General features: G+C 68.8%; 17 protein-coding genes. 4 read left to right on the forward strand and 13 right to left on the reverse strand.

Annotated features, from left to right (window positions below; genetic code table 11):
- Positions 1–12: 12 nt before the first annotated feature.
- A complete protein-coding gene (locus tag ACGFNV_RS07200; RefSeq protein WP_393620166.1) occupies positions 13–585 on the forward strand; it encodes a cob(I)yrinic acid a,c-diamide adenosyltransferase in 573 nt (190 codons plus the stop codon).
- Between the two features lie 184 nt (positions 586–769).
- Here the strand turns inward: ACGFNV_RS07200 and ACGFNV_RS07205 are convergent, their stop codons facing one another.
- Positions 770–952, reverse strand: coding sequence for a DUF5708 family protein (locus ACGFNV_RS07205; protein WP_393620167.1), 183 nt, complete (start codon positions 950–952; stop codon positions 770–772).
- The gene (locus ACGFNV_RS07210) at positions 949–1530 is read right to left on the reverse strand and encodes a hypothetical protein (protein ID WP_393620168.1); all 582 of its coding nucleotides are present in this window, start codon (positions 1528–1530) and stop codon (positions 949–951) included. Before ACGFNV_RS07210 ends, ACGFNV_RS07205 begins: the two co-directional genes overlap by 4 nt.
- A gap of 153 nt (positions 1531–1683) precedes the next feature.
- On the opposite strand from ACGFNV_RS07210, the gene ACGFNV_RS07215 reads away from it, so the two are divergent.
- The 3 genes from ACGFNV_RS07215 to ACGFNV_RS07225 all read left to right on the forward strand — a co-directional run bounded on the left by ACGFNV_RS07215 (position 1684) and on the right by ACGFNV_RS07225 (position 5460).
- Complete coding sequence (locus ACGFNV_RS07215; protein ID WP_393620170.1) at positions 1684–2859, forward strand: sensor histidine kinase; 1176 nt, start codon at positions 1684–1686, stop codon at positions 2857–2859.
- Positions 2856–3506, forward strand: a complete 651-nt coding sequence (locus ACGFNV_RS07220; RefSeq protein ID WP_393620171.1) for a response regulator — start codon at positions 2856–2858, stop codon at positions 3504–3506. Before ACGFNV_RS07215 ends, ACGFNV_RS07220 begins: the two co-directional genes overlap by 4 nt.
- Positions 3507–3636: 130 nt before the next feature.
- Positions 3637–5460 (forward strand): glycosyl hydrolase family 18 protein, encoded by a 1824-nt coding sequence (locus ACGFNV_RS07225; protein WP_393620172.1) that lies wholly within the window; start codon positions 3637–3639, stop codon positions 5458–5460.
- A gap of 14 nt (positions 5461–5474) precedes the next feature.
- On the opposite strand, the gene ACGFNV_RS07230 is transcribed toward ACGFNV_RS07225, so the two are convergent.
- The 11 genes from ACGFNV_RS07230 to ACGFNV_RS07280 all read right to left on the reverse strand — a co-directional run bounded on the left by ACGFNV_RS07230 (position 5475) and on the right by ACGFNV_RS07280 (position 15510).
- Positions 5475–5921 carry a DUF2550 domain-containing protein gene (locus tag ACGFNV_RS07230; RefSeq protein ID WP_133927077.1) on the reverse strand — a complete coding sequence of 149 codons (447 nt, stop codon included), beginning with the start codon at positions 5919–5921 and terminating at the stop codon, positions 5475–5477.
- Between the two features lie 147 nt (positions 5922–6068).
- A complete protein-coding gene (locus ACGFNV_RS07235) occupies positions 6069–6443 on the reverse strand; it encodes a F0F1 ATP synthase subunit epsilon (protein ID WP_133927078.1) in 375 nt (124 codons plus the stop codon).
- A 132-nt stretch (positions 6444–6575) separates the two neighbouring features.
- Positions 6576–8012 carry a F0F1 ATP synthase subunit beta gene (gene atpD / locus ACGFNV_RS07240; RefSeq protein ID WP_393620174.1) on the reverse strand — a complete coding sequence of 479 codons (1437 nt, stop codon included), beginning with the start codon at positions 8010–8012 and terminating at the stop codon, positions 6576–6578.
- A complete protein-coding gene (locus tag ACGFNV_RS07245) occupies positions 8012–8929 on the reverse strand; it encodes a F0F1 ATP synthase subunit gamma (RefSeq protein WP_393620175.1) in 918 nt (305 codons plus the stop codon). Before ACGFNV_RS07245 ends, atpD begins: the two co-directional genes overlap by 1 nt.
- Before the next feature lie 21 nt (positions 8930–8950).
- A complete protein-coding gene (gene atpA, locus ACGFNV_RS07250; protein ID WP_393620177.1) occupies positions 8951–10540 on the reverse strand; it encodes a F0F1 ATP synthase subunit alpha in 1590 nt (529 codons plus the stop codon).
- A 128-nt stretch (positions 10541–10668) separates the two neighbouring features.
- Positions 10669–11484: a F0F1 ATP synthase subunit delta gene (locus tag ACGFNV_RS07255; RefSeq protein WP_393620179.1), complete on the reverse strand. Its 816-nt coding sequence runs from the start codon at positions 11482–11484 to the stop codon at positions 10669–10671.
- Positions 11481–12032 (reverse strand): F0F1 ATP synthase subunit B, encoded by a 552-nt coding sequence (locus ACGFNV_RS07260; protein ID WP_208298971.1) that lies wholly within the window; start codon positions 12030–12032, stop codon positions 11481–11483. The genes ACGFNV_RS07255 and ACGFNV_RS07260 overlap by 4 nt, the downstream gene beginning before the upstream one ends.
- 42 nt (positions 12033–12074) lie before the next feature.
- Positions 12075–12299: an ATP synthase F0 subunit C gene (atpE, locus tag ACGFNV_RS07265; RefSeq protein WP_018521144.1), complete on the reverse strand. Its 225-nt coding sequence runs from the start codon at positions 12297–12299 to the stop codon at positions 12075–12077.
- A gap of 74 nt (positions 12300–12373) precedes the next feature.
- Positions 12374–13213, reverse strand: a complete 840-nt coding sequence (gene atpB, locus ACGFNV_RS07270) for a F0F1 ATP synthase subunit A (protein WP_393620181.1) — start codon at positions 13211–13213, stop codon at positions 12374–12376.
- A gap of 210 nt (positions 13214–13423) precedes the next feature.
- The gene (locus ACGFNV_RS07275; RefSeq protein WP_393620183.1) at positions 13424–13870 is read right to left on the reverse strand and encodes a hypothetical protein; all 447 of its coding nucleotides are present in this window, start codon (positions 13868–13870) and stop codon (positions 13424–13426) included.
- A 302-nt stretch (positions 13871–14172) separates the two neighbouring features.
- The gene (locus ACGFNV_RS07280; RefSeq protein WP_393620184.1) at positions 14173–15510 is read right to left on the reverse strand and encodes an MraY family glycosyltransferase; all 1338 of its coding nucleotides are present in this window, start codon (positions 15508–15510) and stop codon (positions 14173–14175) included.
- Between the last annotated feature and the right edge of the window lie 36 nt (positions 15511–15546).

Below are 15546 nucleotides of genomic sequence, written 5' to 3' on the forward strand. Positions count from 1 at the left end.
TAGGCTGGCCTCATGGTCAATCTGACGCGCATCTACACCAAGACCGGCGACAAGGGCACCACCAACCTCGGTGACATGAGCCGGGTCGCCAAGACCGACCTGCGGATCGCCGCGTACGCGGACGCCAACGAGGCGAACGCGGTGATCGGGACGGCGATCGCGCTGGGCGGTCTCGAGGAGGAGGTCGTCAAGGTCCTCACCCGTGTGCAGAACGACCTGTTCGACGTGGGCGCGGACCTGTCGACACCGGTCGTGGAGAACCCGGAGTTCCCTCCCCTGCGGGTCGAGCAGTTCTACGTCGACAAGCTGGAGGCGGACTGCGACCACTTCAACGAACAGCTGGAGAAGCTCCGCTCCTTCATCCTCCCCGGCGGCACCCCCGGCGCGGCCCTGCTCCACCAGGCCTGCACGGTCGTCCGCCGGGCCGAGCGCTCCACCTGGGCCGCGCTGGAGGTCCACGGCGAGTCGATGAACCCCCTCACCGCGACCTACCTCAACCGCCTGTCCGACCTCCTGTTCATCCTGGCTCGGACGGCGAACAAGGAGGTCGGGGACGTGCTGTGGGTGCCGGGCGGCGAACGCTGACGTCAGCGGCTAGGGCCTGTTGCGAAAGTGGCGTCGTCGCCCGAAGGGCGGCCGCGCGGTGTCCGGTGCGTGCTCTCGGCGTGCCGCCCGGAAGCCCTCGTACTGGGCGTACTCGGGCTTTCGGGCGGTGCGGCGAGAGTGCGTGCCGGGCGTCGCGCGGCAGGCGCCACTTTCGCAACAGGCCCTAGCGGCGGGTCGTCCGGTACAGGCCCGTCGCGGCCTGGGCGGCCCCTACGCACATCATCACCACGCCGACCTTCGTCAGGGTGACGACCGGGACCTCCACTCCCCCGGTGAACAGCCACAGCACAAGGCCGATCGCGAAGGTGGCCGCGCCCTCCAGCAGATTCCTCGACGCCCGGCTCATCGGCCGACACGCTCCTTCCGGGGCTCGCTCGACTCCTGCTGCCCGGCCGGCGCCTTCTTCGGCCAGATCCAGTACGCGAGGGTGATCAGGCCGTAGATGCCGACGGCACGCAGGGCCGCCCATTGGAAGGCGCGCAGGGAGCTGATGTCGCCGGAGTCGCCGACGTACCAGACGGCGCACTGGAGGAGCGCCAGCGCCACCGCGCCACCGAGGACCCCGCGCAGCCACAGCTTCGTCTCGTGCCGGGCGCGGGCGAGGCCGTGGCGCGGCGGCTTCGGCGGGGGCGGGGCTCCGCCCAGGCGGTGGGCGGCGTGGCCGTCGATCCAGCGGATCGTGTAGTGGCCGAACGCCACCGTGTAGCCGATGTACAGAGCCGCCAGGCCGTGCTCCCAGCTCGGCTCGGCGCCGTTCTTCAGGTCGATCGCGGTCGCCACGAACAGGACCAGCTCCAGGACCGGCTCGCACAGCAGCAGGACGACGCTCGTACGGCGCCACCTCAGCAGGTAGCGCACGGCCAGGCCCAGCCCCAGCAGCACCCAGAAGCCGACTTCGCAGGCGACGACCAACGCGACGATCATGATCTACTCCCTTCGGTCACCCTCTCAGGCTCCCGGGCACGCGGGCGGGAATCGTCGTCGCCGTTGACGAATCAGCGGTACATCGAAAGATGCAGTCCAGGACCCTTCCCACGGATCAGGCACGCGCCGCGCGGGCCGTGTTGGATGGAGGGCATGGCCGTACGACGACTGCCCCGCCCGCACCGCTTCGACGTGTACGTCGCCCTCGGCGGGCTGCTCGGCGGACTGCTGCTGGTGGTCTGCCGTCTGGGTGTCCGGCCGTCCGACGACCCGATCACCCTCTTCGACGGCCACTGGGCGGTCCTGGTGCCGCTCGGAGTGATGGCCGCCTGCGAGCTGCTGCGCCGGACCGCCCCGCGCACGGCCCTGCTGACCGGCACGGTCGTGATCACCGCGGACCTCACGACTCAGGGCAACGTGGCCACGGTCCTGATGTTCACGGACCTCGTGTACGCGGCCGTCCTGTACGGCCCGCCCGCCTCGGCCCGCCGCATCCCCTGGATCACCGGACTGCTCACGGTCGCCGGGACGGTGGTTCCGTTCGCGGTGTGGCGCGTGCCGGAAGTCCTGCTGATCGGGGTGGTCGTCGGAGTCGTCGCGTTCGGGCCCGCCGCCACCGGCTGGGTCGTCCGCGACCACCGCGACGCCGCCGAGGCCGCCCGGCTGCGCGCCGAGCAGACCGCGCTGCTCGCCGAGATGGACCGCGTCCAAGCGGTCACCGCCGAACGCGCTCGGATGGCCCGGGAGTTGCACGACATGGTCGCCAACCATCTGTCGGCCATCGCCATCCACTCCACCGCCGCGATCTCCCTCGACGACGCGAAGACCTCCCGGGAGGCGCTCACCGTCATCCGCGAGAACAGCGTCGAAGGGCTCGCGGAGATGCGGCGGCTGATCGGGATCCTCCGTGACGGCGCGCCCGAGCGGGAGCCGGCCGCCGTCCCCACCCTCGACGGCCTCACCACCCTGGTCGACAGCGCCCGCGCCAACGGCCTCGACGTCGTCCTCGACACCGCCCACGGCACGGTCCCGGCCCCCGTCGAGCTCGCCGCGTACCGCATCGTTCAGGAGTCGCTCACCAACGCCCTCAAGCACGCCTGCCCGGGCCGGGTCACCGTCGCCCTGGCCCGCCACGACGGCCTCCTCGACGTGCGGGTGACCAGCCCGTACGGCCACCGGGACGGTCCGCGTGCGCCGGGCTCGGGCGCCGGGCTCGTGGGCATGCGGGAGCGGGCCACGCTGCTGGGCGGCACGCTGGAGGCCGGTCCCGACGGCGCGCTGTGGACCGTACACGCCGGCCTTCCCCTCACCGAAGGAGATCCCGCATGAGCCACCCGATCCGGGTCCTCGTCGCCGAGGACCAGTCCGCCGTCCGCGCCGGTCTGGTCCTCATCCTGCGCAGCGCGCCCGACATCGAGGTGGTCGGCGAGGCGGCGGACGGGGAGCAGGCGGTGGCGCGGGCGCGGGAGCTCCGGCCGGACGTGGTGCTGATGGACGTGCAGATGCCGCGCCTGGACGGGGTGTCGGCCACCCGGCAGGTCGTGGCGGAGCGGCTCGCCGATGTGCTCGTGCTCACCACGTTCGACCTCGACGAGTACGTCTTCGGGGCGCTGCGGGCCGGTGCGGCCGGATTCCTGCTCAAGAACACGGAGGCGAAGGACCTGCTCGCGGCCGTGCGCACGGTGGCGGGCGGCGAGGGGATCGTCGCCCCGGCCGTCACCCGCCGGCTCATCGCCGAGTTCGCCGCCGCGCCCGTACGGGAGCCGAAGGCCGACCCGGCCGTCGTGCGGGCGCTGACCCGGCGCGAGCGCGAGGTGTTGTCCTGCCTCGGCGAGGGGCTGTCCAACGCCGACATCGCCGCCCGGCTGGACATGGCGGAGGCGACGGTGAAGACGCACGTCAGCCGTCTGCTGGGGAAGCTGGAGCTGCGCAGCCGGGTCCAAGCGGCCGTGCTGGCACAGGAGTTGGGGATCTAGGAACGCAATCCGCGCCGTGGTCCAGACCTATTGACCTATGGTCCAGACCTTTCTATTCTCGCGGCACTGTGAGAGGGCGTGAGGCTCAGTCACGCGCTCCCCCCGACAACCTCATACGAGGAGGCGCAGCATGCGCTTCAGACACAGAGCCGCGGCAGGTTTCGCGTCCCTGTTGCTCCCGCTGGCCGGACTGGTCGGCCTCGCGAGCCCCGCCCAGGCCGCGACGTCGGCGACCGCCACCTACACCAAGGCCTCCGACTGGGGCACCGGCTTCGAAGGCAGGTGGACCGTCAAGAACACCGGTACCACCACCCTCAGCTCCTGGACCGTCGAGTGGGACTTCCCCTCCGGCACGTCCGTCACCTCGGCCTGGGACGCCGACGTCACCTCGTCCGGCACCCACTGGACCGCCAGGAACAAGTCCTACAACGGCACCCTCGCCCCGGGCGCCACCGTCTCCTTCGGATTCAACGGCGCCGGCTCCGGATCCCCCGCGAACTGCAAGCTCAACGGCGGCAGCTGTGACGGCACCTCCGTCCCCGGCGACGCGGCGCCCTCCGCGCCGGGCACCCCCACCGCCTCCGGCATCACCGACACCTCGGTGAAGCTGGCCTGGAGCGCGGCCACCGACGACAAGGGCGTCAAGAACTACGACGTCCTGCGCGACGGCGCCAAGGTCGCCACCGTGACGACCACGTCGTACACCGACACCGGCCTGAGCGCGGGCACCGACTACTCCTACACGGTCCAGGCCCGCGACACCGCCGACCAGACCGGCCCGGTCAGCGGCGCCCGCGCCGTGCGCACCACCGGCGGCACCACCGAGCCCCCGCCCACCGGCGACAAGGTCAAGCTCGGCTACTTCACCGAGTGGGGCGTCTACGGCCGCAACTACCACGTCAAGAACCTGGTGACCTCGGGCTCCGCCGCGAAGATCACCCACATCAACTACGCGTTCGGCAACGTCAAGAACGGCCAGTGCGTCCTCGACGACGCCTACGCCGCCACCGACAAGGCCTACACCGCCGACCAGTCCGTCAGCGGCACCGCCGACACCTGGGACCAGCCGCTGCGCGGCAACTTCAACCAGCTGCGCCAGCTGAAGGCCAAGTACCCGCACCTCAAGGTGCTGTGGTCGTTCGGCGGCTGGACCTACTCGGGCGGCTTCGGCCAGGCCGCGCAGAACCCGGCCGCGTTCGCCCGGTCCTGCAAGGCCGTGGTGGAGGACCCGCGCTGGGCCGACGTCTTCGACGGCATCGACATCGACTGGGAGTACCCCAACGCCTGCGGCCTGAGCTGCGACACCTCGGGCGCCGCGGCCTTCAAGAACCTGATGCAGGCCCTGCGCACCGAATTCGGCTCGAAGTACCTGGTCACCGCCGCCATCACCGCCGACGGATCCTCCGGCGGCAAGATCGACGCGGCCGACTACGGCGGCGCCTCGGCCTCCGTCGACTGGTACAACGTGATGACGTACGACTACTTCGGCGCCTGGGCGAACACCGGCCCGACCGCGCCGCACTCGCCGCTCACCTCGTACCCCGGCATCCCGACCGCCGGATTCAACTCCGCCGACGCGATCGCCAAGCTGAAGGCGAAGGGCGTCCCCTCGGCCAAGCTGCTCCTCGGCATCGGCTTCTACGGCCGCGGCTGGACCGGCGTCACCCAGTCCGCCCCCGGCGGCACGGCGACCGGCGCGGCCCCCGGCACCTACGAGGCGGGCATCGAGGACTACAAGGTGCTCAAGACGTCCTGCCCCGTCACCGGCACCGTCGCGGGCACGGCGTACGCCCACTGCGGCAGCAACTGGTGGTCCTACGACACCCCGGCCACGATCGCCGGGAAGATGAGCTGGGCGAAGAACCAGGGCCTGGGCGGCGCGTTCTTCTGGGAGTTCAGCGGCGACACCGCCGGCGGTGAGCTGGTGAACGCCATCAACAGCGGACTGTCGTAAACCAGTTCGGCGCGTTAAGCGACGTTGACACGCTGACCGGGCGGGGCTGCCTCCAGCCACGCGAGGAAACCGGTCAGCGCGTCTTCGCTCATCGCGAGTTCGAGACGCGTGCCCCGGTGGAGACAGGTGAGGATGACGGCGTCGGACAGCAACGCCAGCTCCTCCTCGCCCTCGGGCAGCCGGCGGCCGGCCACCTCGATCGAGGCGCGCTCCAGGATGCGGCGCGGGCGGTAGGCGTAGGAGAAGACGCGGTACCACACCACGCGGTCGCCGTTGTAGCGGGCGACGCCGTAGCTCCAGCCCTTGCCGCTGGTGTCCGGTTTCTCGGGGACGTCCCAGCGCAGGGAACAGTCGAAGGTGCCGCCGGAGCGCTGGATGAGCCTGCGACGCAGGCCGAGGAGGAACAGCCCCAGTACCACCAGGGCCACGACGATTCCGCACACAGTCAGAGCGAGGACCATCGGCACCGACCTCCTCGTCTCCTAGGTACCTTCACTACAGGTAACGGAACGGAAAAAACATCCATATCTGCCTCAGCCGCGGTCGGCTCCGGATTGCTCCGGTGCCGACCGCGGCTGAGTGACGTCATCGCATGGCGCGCGCTGGAATCAGCGCGCCGCCGCGGCACGCAGTCGTACGTCCGCGCGGCGCTCGGCGGCGGCGTCGCCCTCCGCCTTCGCGCGCTCGAGCTCCCGCTCCACGCGCTGGACGTCGATCTCGTCCGACAGCTCGGCGATCTCGGCCAGCAGCGACAGCTTGTCGTCCGCGAACGAGATGAATCCGCCGTGCACCGCGGCGATGACCGTTCCACCGTCACTCGTACGGATGGTCACCGGGCCCGACTCCAGCACACCGAGCAGCGGCTGGTGACCGGGCATGACGCCGATGTCGCCGGACGTGGTGCGCGCGACGACCAGGGTGGCCTCGCCGGACCAGACCTCTCGGTCGGCCGCGACCAGCGCGACGTGCAGCTCAGCAGCCAAGGTGGCTCCTCGGGTCACCACCCGGCGGGTCTGCCGGGTGTTGGTTACAAGTCTAGTGGGCGTGGATGAGGGGGCGGGACGCGCCCGCCCCCTCACACGAACTCAGAGCTCAGAACTCCTTGGAGTCCGAGTTCAGGAGACGCCCAGCTCCTTGGCGTTGGCCTTGAGGTCCTCGATGCCACCGCACATGAAGAACGCCTGCTCCGGGAAGTGGTCGTACTCGCCGTCGCAGATCGCGTTGAAGGCCGCGATCGACTCGTCCAGCGGGACGTCCGACCCGTCGACGCCGGTGAACTGCTTGGCGACGTGGGTGTTCTGGGACAGGAAGCGCTCCACGCGACGGGCACGGTGGACGACGAGCTTGTCCTCCTCGCCGAGCTCGTCGATACCGAGGATCGCGATGATGTCCTGGAGGTCCTTGTACTTCTGCAGGATCGTCTTGACGCGCATGGCGGCGTCGTAGTGGTCCTGCGCGATGTAGCGCGGGTCCAGGATGCGGGACGTGGAGTCCAGCGGGTCCACGGCCGGGTAGATGCCCTTCTCGGAGATCGGACGGGACAGAACCGTCGTCGCGTCGAGGTGGGCGAAGGTGGTGGCCGGGGCCGGGTCGGTCAGGTCGTCCGCGGGGACGTAGATCGCCTGCATCGAGGTGATCGAGTGACCACGGGTCGAGGTGATGCGCTCCTGGAGGAGACCCATCTCGTCGGCCAGGTTCGGCTGGTAACCCACCGCGGAGGGCATACGGCCGAGCAGCGTGGAGACCTCGGAACCGGCCTGGGTGAAGCGGAAGATGTTGTCGATGAAGAACAGCACGTCCTGCTTCTGCACATCGCGGAAGTACTCCGCCATGGTCAGACCGGCCAGGGCCACGCGCAGACGGGTGCCCGGGGGCTCGTCCATCTGACCGAAGACAAGGGCGGTCTTGTCGATGACGCCCGAGTCCGACATCTCCTCGATGAGGTCGTTGCCCTCACGGGTGCGCTCGCCGACACCGGCGAACACGGAGACACCGTCGTGGTTGTTGGCGACGCGGTAGATCATCTCCTGGATGAGCACCGTCTTGCCGACGCCGGCACCACCGAACAGACCGATCTTTCCACCCTTGACGTACGGGGTGAGAAGGTCGATGACCTTGACGCCGGTCTCGAACATCTCGGTCTTCGACTCGAGCTCGTCGAAGTTCGGCGCCTTGCGGTGGATGGACCAGCGCTCACCGTCGTAGGTCTCGTCGACGTTCAGCACCTCACCGAGGGTGTTGAACACCTTGCCCTTGGTGAAGTCGCCGACCGGGACGGTGATGCCCGTGCCGGTGTCGGTGACCTGGGCCTGGCGGACCAGACCGTCGGTGGGCTGCATGGAGATGGTGCGAACCAGGCCGTCACCCAGGTGCTGGGCGACCTCCAGGGTCAGGATCTTCTTCTCGCCGGCGTTCGCCGGGTCGGAGACCTCGACGTGGAGGGCGTTGTAGATCTCCGGCATCGCGTCGACGGGGAACTCCACGTCGACGACCGGGCCGATGACCCGGGCGACGCGGCCCGTAGCCGTGGCCGTCTCAACAGTGGTGGTCATTAGCGGTCACTCCCCGCGGTCGCGTCGGCCAGGGCGCTCGCGCCTCCGACGATCTCGCTGATTTCCTGGGTGATTTCGGCCTGGCGGGCCGCGTTGGCAAGCCGGGACAGCGTCTCGATGAGCTCTCCGGCGTTGTCGGTGGCCGACTTCATCGCGCGCCGCGTGGCGGCGTGCTTGGAGGCGGCCGACTGGAGCAGCGCGTTGTAGATCCGGCTCTCCACGTAGCGCGGCAGCAGGGCGTCGAGGACGTCCTCCGCCGAGGGCTCGAAGTCGTACAGCGGAAGGATCTCGTCCTTCGTCGTCTGCTCCTGCTCCACCTCTTCGAGGCTGAGCGGGAGCAGACGGTCGTCGAGCGCCGTCTGCGTCATCATCGAGACGAACTCGGTGAAGACGATGTGGAGCTCGTCCACGCCGCCCTCCGCGGTCTCCGTCTCGATGGCCTCGATCAGGGGGGCCGCGACCTTCTTGGCGTCCGTGTACGTGGGCTCGTCGGTGAAGCCGGTCCACGACTCCGCGATGGTGCGCTCACGGAAGTTGTAGTGGGCGACACCGCGCCGGCCGACGATGTACGTGTCGACCTGCTTGCCCTCGCGCTCCAGGCGCTCGGTCAGCTGCTCCGCGGCCTTGATGGCGTTGGAGTTGAAGGCACCGGCGAGACCACGGTCGCTCGTCAGGAGCAGCACCGCGGACCGGGTGACCGTCTCGGCCTGGGTGGTCAGCGGGTGCTTGGTGTTCGAGCCGGTACCGACCGCCGTGACCGCGCGGGTCAGTTCCTGCGCGTACGGCGTGGAGGCCGCCACCTTGCGCTGCGCCTTGACGACGCGCGAGGCGGCGATCATCTCCATCGCCTTGGTGATCTTCTTGGTCGCGGTGACGGATCGGATGCGACGCTTGTAGACCCGGAGCTGGGCTCCCATGAGTCAGGTCCCTTCCTTACGTCACTTGGCGGCGGGCGAAGCGTCCTCGCCGAGCAGCTTGCCGTCCGAGGTCTCGAACTGCTTCTTGAACTCGGCAACGGCGTCGTCGATCGCCTGGATGGTGTCGTTCGACATCTTCGCGCCCTCCTTGATGGAGGTCATGAGGCCCTGCTCCTTGCGGTGCAGGTACTCGAGCAGCTCCTTCTCGAAGCGGCGGATGTCGGCGACGGGAACCTCGTCCATCTTGCCGTTGGTGCCGGCCCAGATGGAGACGACCTGGTCCTCGGTGGCCATCGGCTGGTACTGGGCCTGCTTCAGCAGCTCGACCATGCGCGAACCGCGCTCCAGCTGCGCCTTCGACGCGGCGTCCAGGTCGGAACCGAAGGCGGCGAACGCCTCCAGCTCACGGAACTGGGCGAGGTCCACGCGGAGACGACCCGACACCTGGCGCATCGCCTTGTGCTGCGCGGAACCACCGACTCGGGAGACGGAGATACCGACGTTCAGCGCGGGACGCTGACCGGCGTTGAACAGGTCCGACTCCAGGAAGCACTGGCCGTCGGTGATGGAGATGACGTTGGTCGGGATGAACGCCGAGACGTCGTTGGCCTTGGTCTCGACGATCGGCAGACCGGTCATCGAGCCGGCACCCATCTCGTCGGAGAGCTTGGCGCAGCGCTCCAGCAGCCGGGAGTGCAGGTAGAAGACGTCACCCGGGTAGGCCTCACGGCCCGGCGGGCGGCGCAGCAGCAGGGACACGGCGCGGTAGGCGTCGGCCTGCTTAGACAGGTCGTCGAAGATGATCAGGACGTGCTTGCCCTCGTACATCCACTGCTGGCCGATGGCCGAGCCGGTGTACGGCGCCAGGTACTTGAAGCCGGCCGGGTCGGACGCCGGGGCGGCCACGATGGTCGTGTACTCCAGCGCGCCGTTCTCCTCCAGCGCGCGGCGGACCGACGCGATGGTGGAGCCCTTCTGACCGATGGCGACGTAGATGCAGCGGACCTGCTTGTTCGGGTCGCCGGTGCGCCAGTTGTCGCGCTGGTTGATGATCGTGTCGACGGCCAGGGCGGTCTTGCCGGTCTGACGGTCACCGATGACCAGCTGACGCTGGCCACGGCCGATCGGGGTCATCGCGTCGACGGCCTTGTAGCCGGTCTCCATCGGCTCGTGCACCGACTTGCGCTGCATGACCGTGGGGGCCTGCAGCTCGAGGGCGCGACGAGCGCTGGTCTCGATCTCACCGAGGCCGTCGATCGGGTTGCCGAGCGGGTCGACCACGCGGCCGAGGTAGCCCTCGCCGACGGCCACGGAGAGCACCTCACCGGTACGGGTGACCGGCTGACCCTCCTCGATGCCGCTGAACTCGCCGAGGACGACCGCACCGATCTCGCGCTCTTCGAGGTTCAGCGCGAGGCCGAGAGACCCGTCCTCGAACTTCAGCAGCTCGTTCGCCATGGCCGAGGGCAGACCCTCGATCTTGGCGATACCGTCGCCGGCGACGGTGACCGTACCGACCTCCTCGCGCGAGGCCGCGTCCGGCTTGTACGACTGGACGAAGTTCTCCAGCGCGTCCCGGATCTCCTCCGGCCGGATCGTGAGCTCCGCCATCTGGGTTCCCTGCTCTCCTTGTTGGGCCCGAAGTTTCACTTGGGGGGATGGGGGACTCCCCCCTGAACGAGGTGAATCCTCTGCACGGCCCAACTCGGGCCGTATTTCTACGTCTTGTTGAGTTGCTGCTAGCTCGCCATGCGGCGGGCGGCGTCGTCGATGCGGTCCGCGAGGGAGCCGTTGATGACCTCGTCGCCGACCTGCACCCGGATCCCGCCGAGGACCTCGGGGTCCACGTCCAGGTTGAGGTGCATCGTGCGGCCGTAGAGCTTCGCGAGGGCGGCGCCCAGGCGCTGCTTCTGCGGGTCGCTCAGCGGCACCGCCGAGGTGACGACGGCCACGACACGGTCCCGACGCTCGGCGGCGAGCTTGGACAGGGACTCGAGTCCCGCCTCCAGGCTACGTCCCCGCGGCGCGGTGACAAGGCGCGTCACCAGACGCTCGGTGGCCCGGGCGGCCCTGCCGCCGAGCAGGCTGCGCAGCAGCTCGGCCTTGGCCGAGGTACTGGCCTTGCGGTTGGTCAGCGCGGCGCGCAGCTCGGTGTTCGAGGAGACGATCCGCCCGAAGCGGAACAGCTCGTCCTCCACGTCGTCGAGCGTGCCGGCCTGCTGCGCCGCGGTGAGGTCGGCGGTGGCCGCCAGCTCCTCCAGCGCGTCCACCAGGTCGCGCGACTGCGACCAGCGGGAGCGCACCAGTCCGGACACCAGGTCGAGGGTCTCCCCGCCGACCTGGTTGCCGAGCAGGCGCTGGGCCAGCTCGGCCTTGGCCTCACCGGCCTGCGCCGGGTCGGTCAGGACCCGACGCAGCGACACCTCGCGGTCGAGCAGCGCGGTGACGGCGGCCAGCTCGTCGGCGAGCTTCGCCGCGTCCACGGACGTGGAGTCCGTCAGCGCGTCGAGACGCTCGCGTGCGGCTGCCAGGGCCTCGCGGCTCGCTCCGTTCATCGCGTGGCCTCGGCCTTCTCCTCGAGCTCGTCGAGGAAGCGGTCGATGACGCGGCTCTGCCGGGCGTGGTCCTCGAGGGACTCACCGACGAGCTTGCCGGCCAGCTCGGTGGCGAGCTTGCCGACGTCCTGGCGCAGCGCGGACGCGGCGGCCTTGCGGTCGGCCTCGATCTGCGCGTGACCGGCGGCGACGATCTCCTCGCGCTGCCGCTGGCCCTCGGCGCGCATCTCGGCGATGAGCGTCGCGCCCTGCTCCTGCGCCTCCTGGCGCAGACGCGCGGCCTCGTGCCGGGCCTCGGCGAGCTGGGCCTTGTACTGCTCGAGGACGCTCTGGGCCTCGGTCTGCGCGGCCTCGGCCTTCTCGATACCGCCCTCGATGGCCTCGCGACGCTCTTCCAGAACCTTGTTGATGGTCGGGAGGAGCTTCTTCGCGAGGAAGCCGAAGACGATGACGAAGGCGATCAGGCCGATGACGAGCTCCGGCCACGGCGGAATGAGGGGGTTCTCCTTCTCCGCCTCGGCCGCCAGCTGAACCAGTGCGTGGTTCACATCAGTGCCTTTCGTCGAATGGGGCTGTCGTCAGGGCTCGTCTTAGTAGACGAACGGCATGACGAGGCCGATGAGGGCCAGCGCCTCACAGAACGCGAAGCCGAGGATCTGGTTGGCGCGGATCAGGCCGGCCGCCTCGGGCTGGCGGGCGAGGGCCTGGGTGCCGTTACCGAAGATGATGCCGACACCGACGCCGGGGCCGATGGCCGCGAGACCGTAACCGACGGAGCCGAGGTCACCGGTGACAGCAGCGAGGGTCTGGGACATGCCAGTTCTTCCTTCTCTTTACGGACCGGTGGGGGTTGGCCACCGGACGACTAGGGGGTCGAAAGCGGGGGTGCTCAGTGGTGCTCGGCGAGCGCGCCCTGGATGAAGGTGCAGGTCAGGAGCACGAAGACGTACGCCTGAACAGCCTGGATGAAGAGCTCGAAGGCGGTCATCACGATGACCATCACGAACGAGACCGCGGAGTACGCGATGCCGATGCCGTTCAGCATGTACCAGCTGGCGATCGTGAAGAGCAGCAGCAGGGTGTGGCCGGCGAACATGTTCGCGAAGAGTCGCACCGCGTGCGTGAAGGGGCGGACCAGCAGGTTCGAGGCGAACTCGATGGTCATGGACAGCGGGAGTACCGCGCCCAGCGTCTTGTCGTAGCCGCTGAAGTTCTTGAGGGCGCCGACGAAGCCGTGCCGCTTGAAGGTCAGCGAGACCCAGGTGATGTAGACGATCGCGGCCAGGACAGCCGGGTAGGCGATGATCGACGTCACCGGGAAAGAGGCGACGGGGATGATCGACCAGAGATTCATCATCCAGATGAAGAAGAACAGCGAGACGGCGAGCGGGACGTACTTCTCGCCCTCCTTCTTGCCGATCGTCTCGTAGACCACGCCACGGCGGATGAAGTCGTAGCCCGCCTCGGCGATCATCTGGAGCTTGCCCGGGACGACCTTCGGTCGGGCGAACGCGGCCCAGAAGAAGCCCACGACGATGATGGACCCCAGCAGGGCCAGCAGCATCGGCTTGTTGAAGTAGACGCCGTTGCCGTCTGCGTTGCCCCAGAGCGGCTCGAAGAGGAACGAGTGCAGGCCGGGAGCCGGGAAGCCACACCCATCGAACAGGTGGCAGTCGGTCTCGAAGGCGAGCACCTGCGTCGGGTCAGCACTCACCGCGGGCTCCTTCATCGTGGCGCATAGGTACGGCAACCTCGTTGTGTCGGCGCGGCGCAGGGCCGCGGTTCGGCACGGGACTGGTGTTACGGATGTGGGGGCGGCTGAGGGGCATCTCGCCTCGCGATTGAGCAGGCGTCAGCTCGGATGCCCGCGCCCGCGATGCCGCAGTTGGCACCGGACGATAGCAGGACTTCTCGTGCGCCTTTATCCCGGCCCTACCTCTCACGACGAGTGCCCCGTCTTTTCGGGCTTGCCGCCGGTCGAGGAGGCGCCCGAATCGGGTTCGACGTAGAGGATCTTGGACTTCATGTGGGCATGCGTCTGCGCGGCGATCCAGGCGAGGGTGCCGGCGACGAGCGTGATGGCGAAGACCCGGGGGTTGAACAGTGTCGTGTTCTTGAACGCGGCCAGGAAGATGAACAGAAGCAGGATCTGCGCCGCGTAAAGCATGAGGCCCATCGCTTGGAAGAGGTGCGGAAGCGATTTGGCGGTGCGCTGCAGGACGTACAGACCGATCCCCATGAAGAGGATCACCACCAGCGTCGCGACGACCGCCCCGATCGCACCCTCGCCACCGGCCACGATCGCGCCGATGACAGCGGCGACAGCGCCGACGGCAGCTGTGGGCACAGCGGCCTGGGCCAGGATCCGGGCGTCATTGGACGGCATGGCGGCAACTCCGCTTTCACAGGGGGCAGGGGTGTCGTCATGGACGAGCGTAGTCCCCGGGGCGGAGTGCTTGAGAACTCGCACCGATGGACCGTCGCACTGCGGTCCGTCGACTCTGTCCGGGGTTCTCGTGAACGGTATCACAAACTATTTGATGAGGTCTTTACCTCGATCGTGTGCTCGCTGTCACACATGAGAGTGATGCTGCACGTCTGTGCAGAATCGACGCCCTTTTGTCTGCTATAGAGGCGCTTTGTCCCCCCATAGCTCCCCCACGACTTGGCAATGCTCTAGTCAGATTCTTACCTTGGGAGCCGCGAACGGGGGCCCACTGCGGTCGCTCCGTTGACTCCGGACACTCCCGCCACCACGGGCGTGCGCTCCTCCTCGGCCTCGCTTCCGATCTCGACCCCGACCGCGGCGGCCCGGTGCGTGGCGGGCACGGGCTCCGTCGCCGCGGCGGCGGCCCGGCGACGGCGGCGGTAGCGCGGCGGTACGAAGTGCTCCGCCCAACGCGGCGCGCGCGGCGTGAAGCGCGGCAGCAGAAGCAGGGCGAGACCGATCGCGCTGAGGAAGACGATGCCCAGGACGATCCACATGGACGCCGAGTTGACGGAGTAGGAGAGCGCGCCGAACGCGATCACCGCGGACCAGAAGTACATGATCAGCACGGCGCGGCTGTGCGAGTGGCCGATCTCCAGGAGCCGGTGGTGCAGGTGCCCGCGGTCCGCGGCGAACGGCGACTGGCCGCGCCAGGTGCGGCGCACGATGGCCAGGATGAGGTCGGCGGCCGGGATCGCGATGATCGTCAGCGGCATCAGCAGCGGGATGTAGACCGGCACCATCTGGTGCACCGCGTTGCGCTCGGACCCGGAGAACAGCTTCATCACGTCCGGGTCGACCTGGCCCGTGACCGAGATCGCGCCCGCCGCCAGCACCAGCCCGATGAGCATCGAGCCCGAGTCACCCATGAAGATCCGCGCCGGATGCATGTTGTGCGGCAGGAAGCCCAGGCACATGCCCATCAGGATCGCCGCGAAGAGGGTGGCCGGTGCGGCGGCCTCGATGCCGTACGAGTACCAGATGCGGTAGGCGTACATGAAGAACGCGGTCGCCGCGATGCACACCATGCCGGAGGCGAGGCCGTCGAGGCCGTCCACGAAGTTGACCGCGTTGATGGTGATGACGACCAGCGCCACCGTCAGCAGGGTGCCCTGCCACTGGGTCAGCGCGACGGTGCCGACCTTCGGGATGGGCAGCCACAGAATCGTCAGACCCTGCATGACCATCACACCCGCGGCGATCATCTGGCCGCCCAGCTTGATCAGCGCGTCGATCTCGAACTTGTCGTCCAGGACACCGATCAGCCAGATGAGTGCCGCCCCGGAGAGCAGGGCGCGCGGCTCGTTCGACTTCTCGAAGACCTCGTTGAGGTTGGTGAGGTGGTCCGCGACCAGCAGGCCGGCGCACAGGCCGAAGAACATCGCGATCCCGCCGAGCCGCGGAGTGGGTTCCCGGTGCACGTCACGTGCCCGGATCTCCGGCATCGCTCCGGCCACGATCGCGAACTTCCGTACCGGCCCTGTCAGCAGATACGTCACCGCGGCCGTGACGCAGAGCGTCAGCAGGTATTCACGCACGGGCTTCCCCACAGGTCTCGCTGGCCATCTCAGCCC

Origin of the sequence: Streptomyces sp. NPDC048751 (assembly GCF_043198595.1) — a bacterium.
GTDB lineage: Bacteria > Actinomycetota > Actinomycetes > Streptomycetales > Streptomycetaceae > Streptomyces.

Bases quoted from the DNA above. Each gene is read 5' to 3' on its own strand.
- ACGFNV_RS07200 (WP_393620166.1), top strand. From the start codon at position 13: ATGGTCAATCTGACGCGCATCTACACCAAGACCGGCGACAAGGGCACC.
- atpD (WP_393620174.1), bottom strand. From the start codon at position 8,012: ATGACCACCACTGTTGAGACGGCCACGGCTACGGGCCGCGTCGCCCGG.
- ACGFNV_RS07205 (WP_393620167.1), bottom strand. From the start codon at position 952: ATGAGCCGGGCGTCGAGGAATCTGCTGGAGGGCGCGGCCACCTTCGCG.
- atpA (WP_393620177.1), bottom strand. From the start codon at position 10,540: ATGGCGGAGCTCACGATCCGGCCGGAGGAGATCCGGGACGCGCTGGAG.
- ACGFNV_RS07230 (WP_133927077.1), bottom strand. From the start codon at position 5,921: ATGGTCCTCGCTCTGACTGTGTGCGGAATCGTCGTGGCCCTGGTGGTA.
- ACGFNV_RS07255 (WP_393620179.1), bottom strand. From the start codon at position 11,484: ATGAACGGAGCGAGCCGCGAGGCCCTGGCAGCCGCACGCGAGCGTCTC.
- atpB (WP_393620181.1), bottom strand. From the start codon at position 13,213: ATGAAGGAGCCCGCGGTGAGTGCTGACCCGACGCAGGTGCTCGCCTTC.
- ACGFNV_RS07275 (WP_393620183.1), bottom strand. From the start codon at position 13,870: ATGCCGTCCAATGACGCCCGGATCCTGGCCCAGGCCGCTGTGCCCACA.
- ACGFNV_RS07210 (WP_393620168.1), bottom strand. From the start codon at position 1,530: ATGATCGTCGCGTTGGTCGTCGCCTGCGAAGTCGGCTTCTGGGTGCTG.
- atpE (WP_018521144.1), bottom strand. From the start codon at position 12,299: ATGTCCCAGACCCTCGCTGCTGTCACCGGTGACCTCGGCTCCGTCGGT.
- ACGFNV_RS07220 (WP_393620171.1), top strand. From the start codon at position 2,856: ATGAGCCACCCGATCCGGGTCCTCGTCGCCGAGGACCAGTCCGCCGTC.
- ACGFNV_RS07225 (WP_393620172.1), top strand. From the start codon at position 3,637: ATGCGCTTCAGACACAGAGCCGCGGCAGGTTTCGCGTCCCTGTTGCTC.
- ACGFNV_RS07245 (WP_393620175.1), bottom strand. From the start codon at position 8,929: ATGGGAGCCCAGCTCCGGGTCTACAAGCGTCGCATCCGATCCGTCACC.
- ACGFNV_RS07215 (WP_393620170.1), top strand. From the start codon at position 1,684: ATGGCCGTACGACGACTGCCCCGCCCGCACCGCTTCGACGTGTACGTC.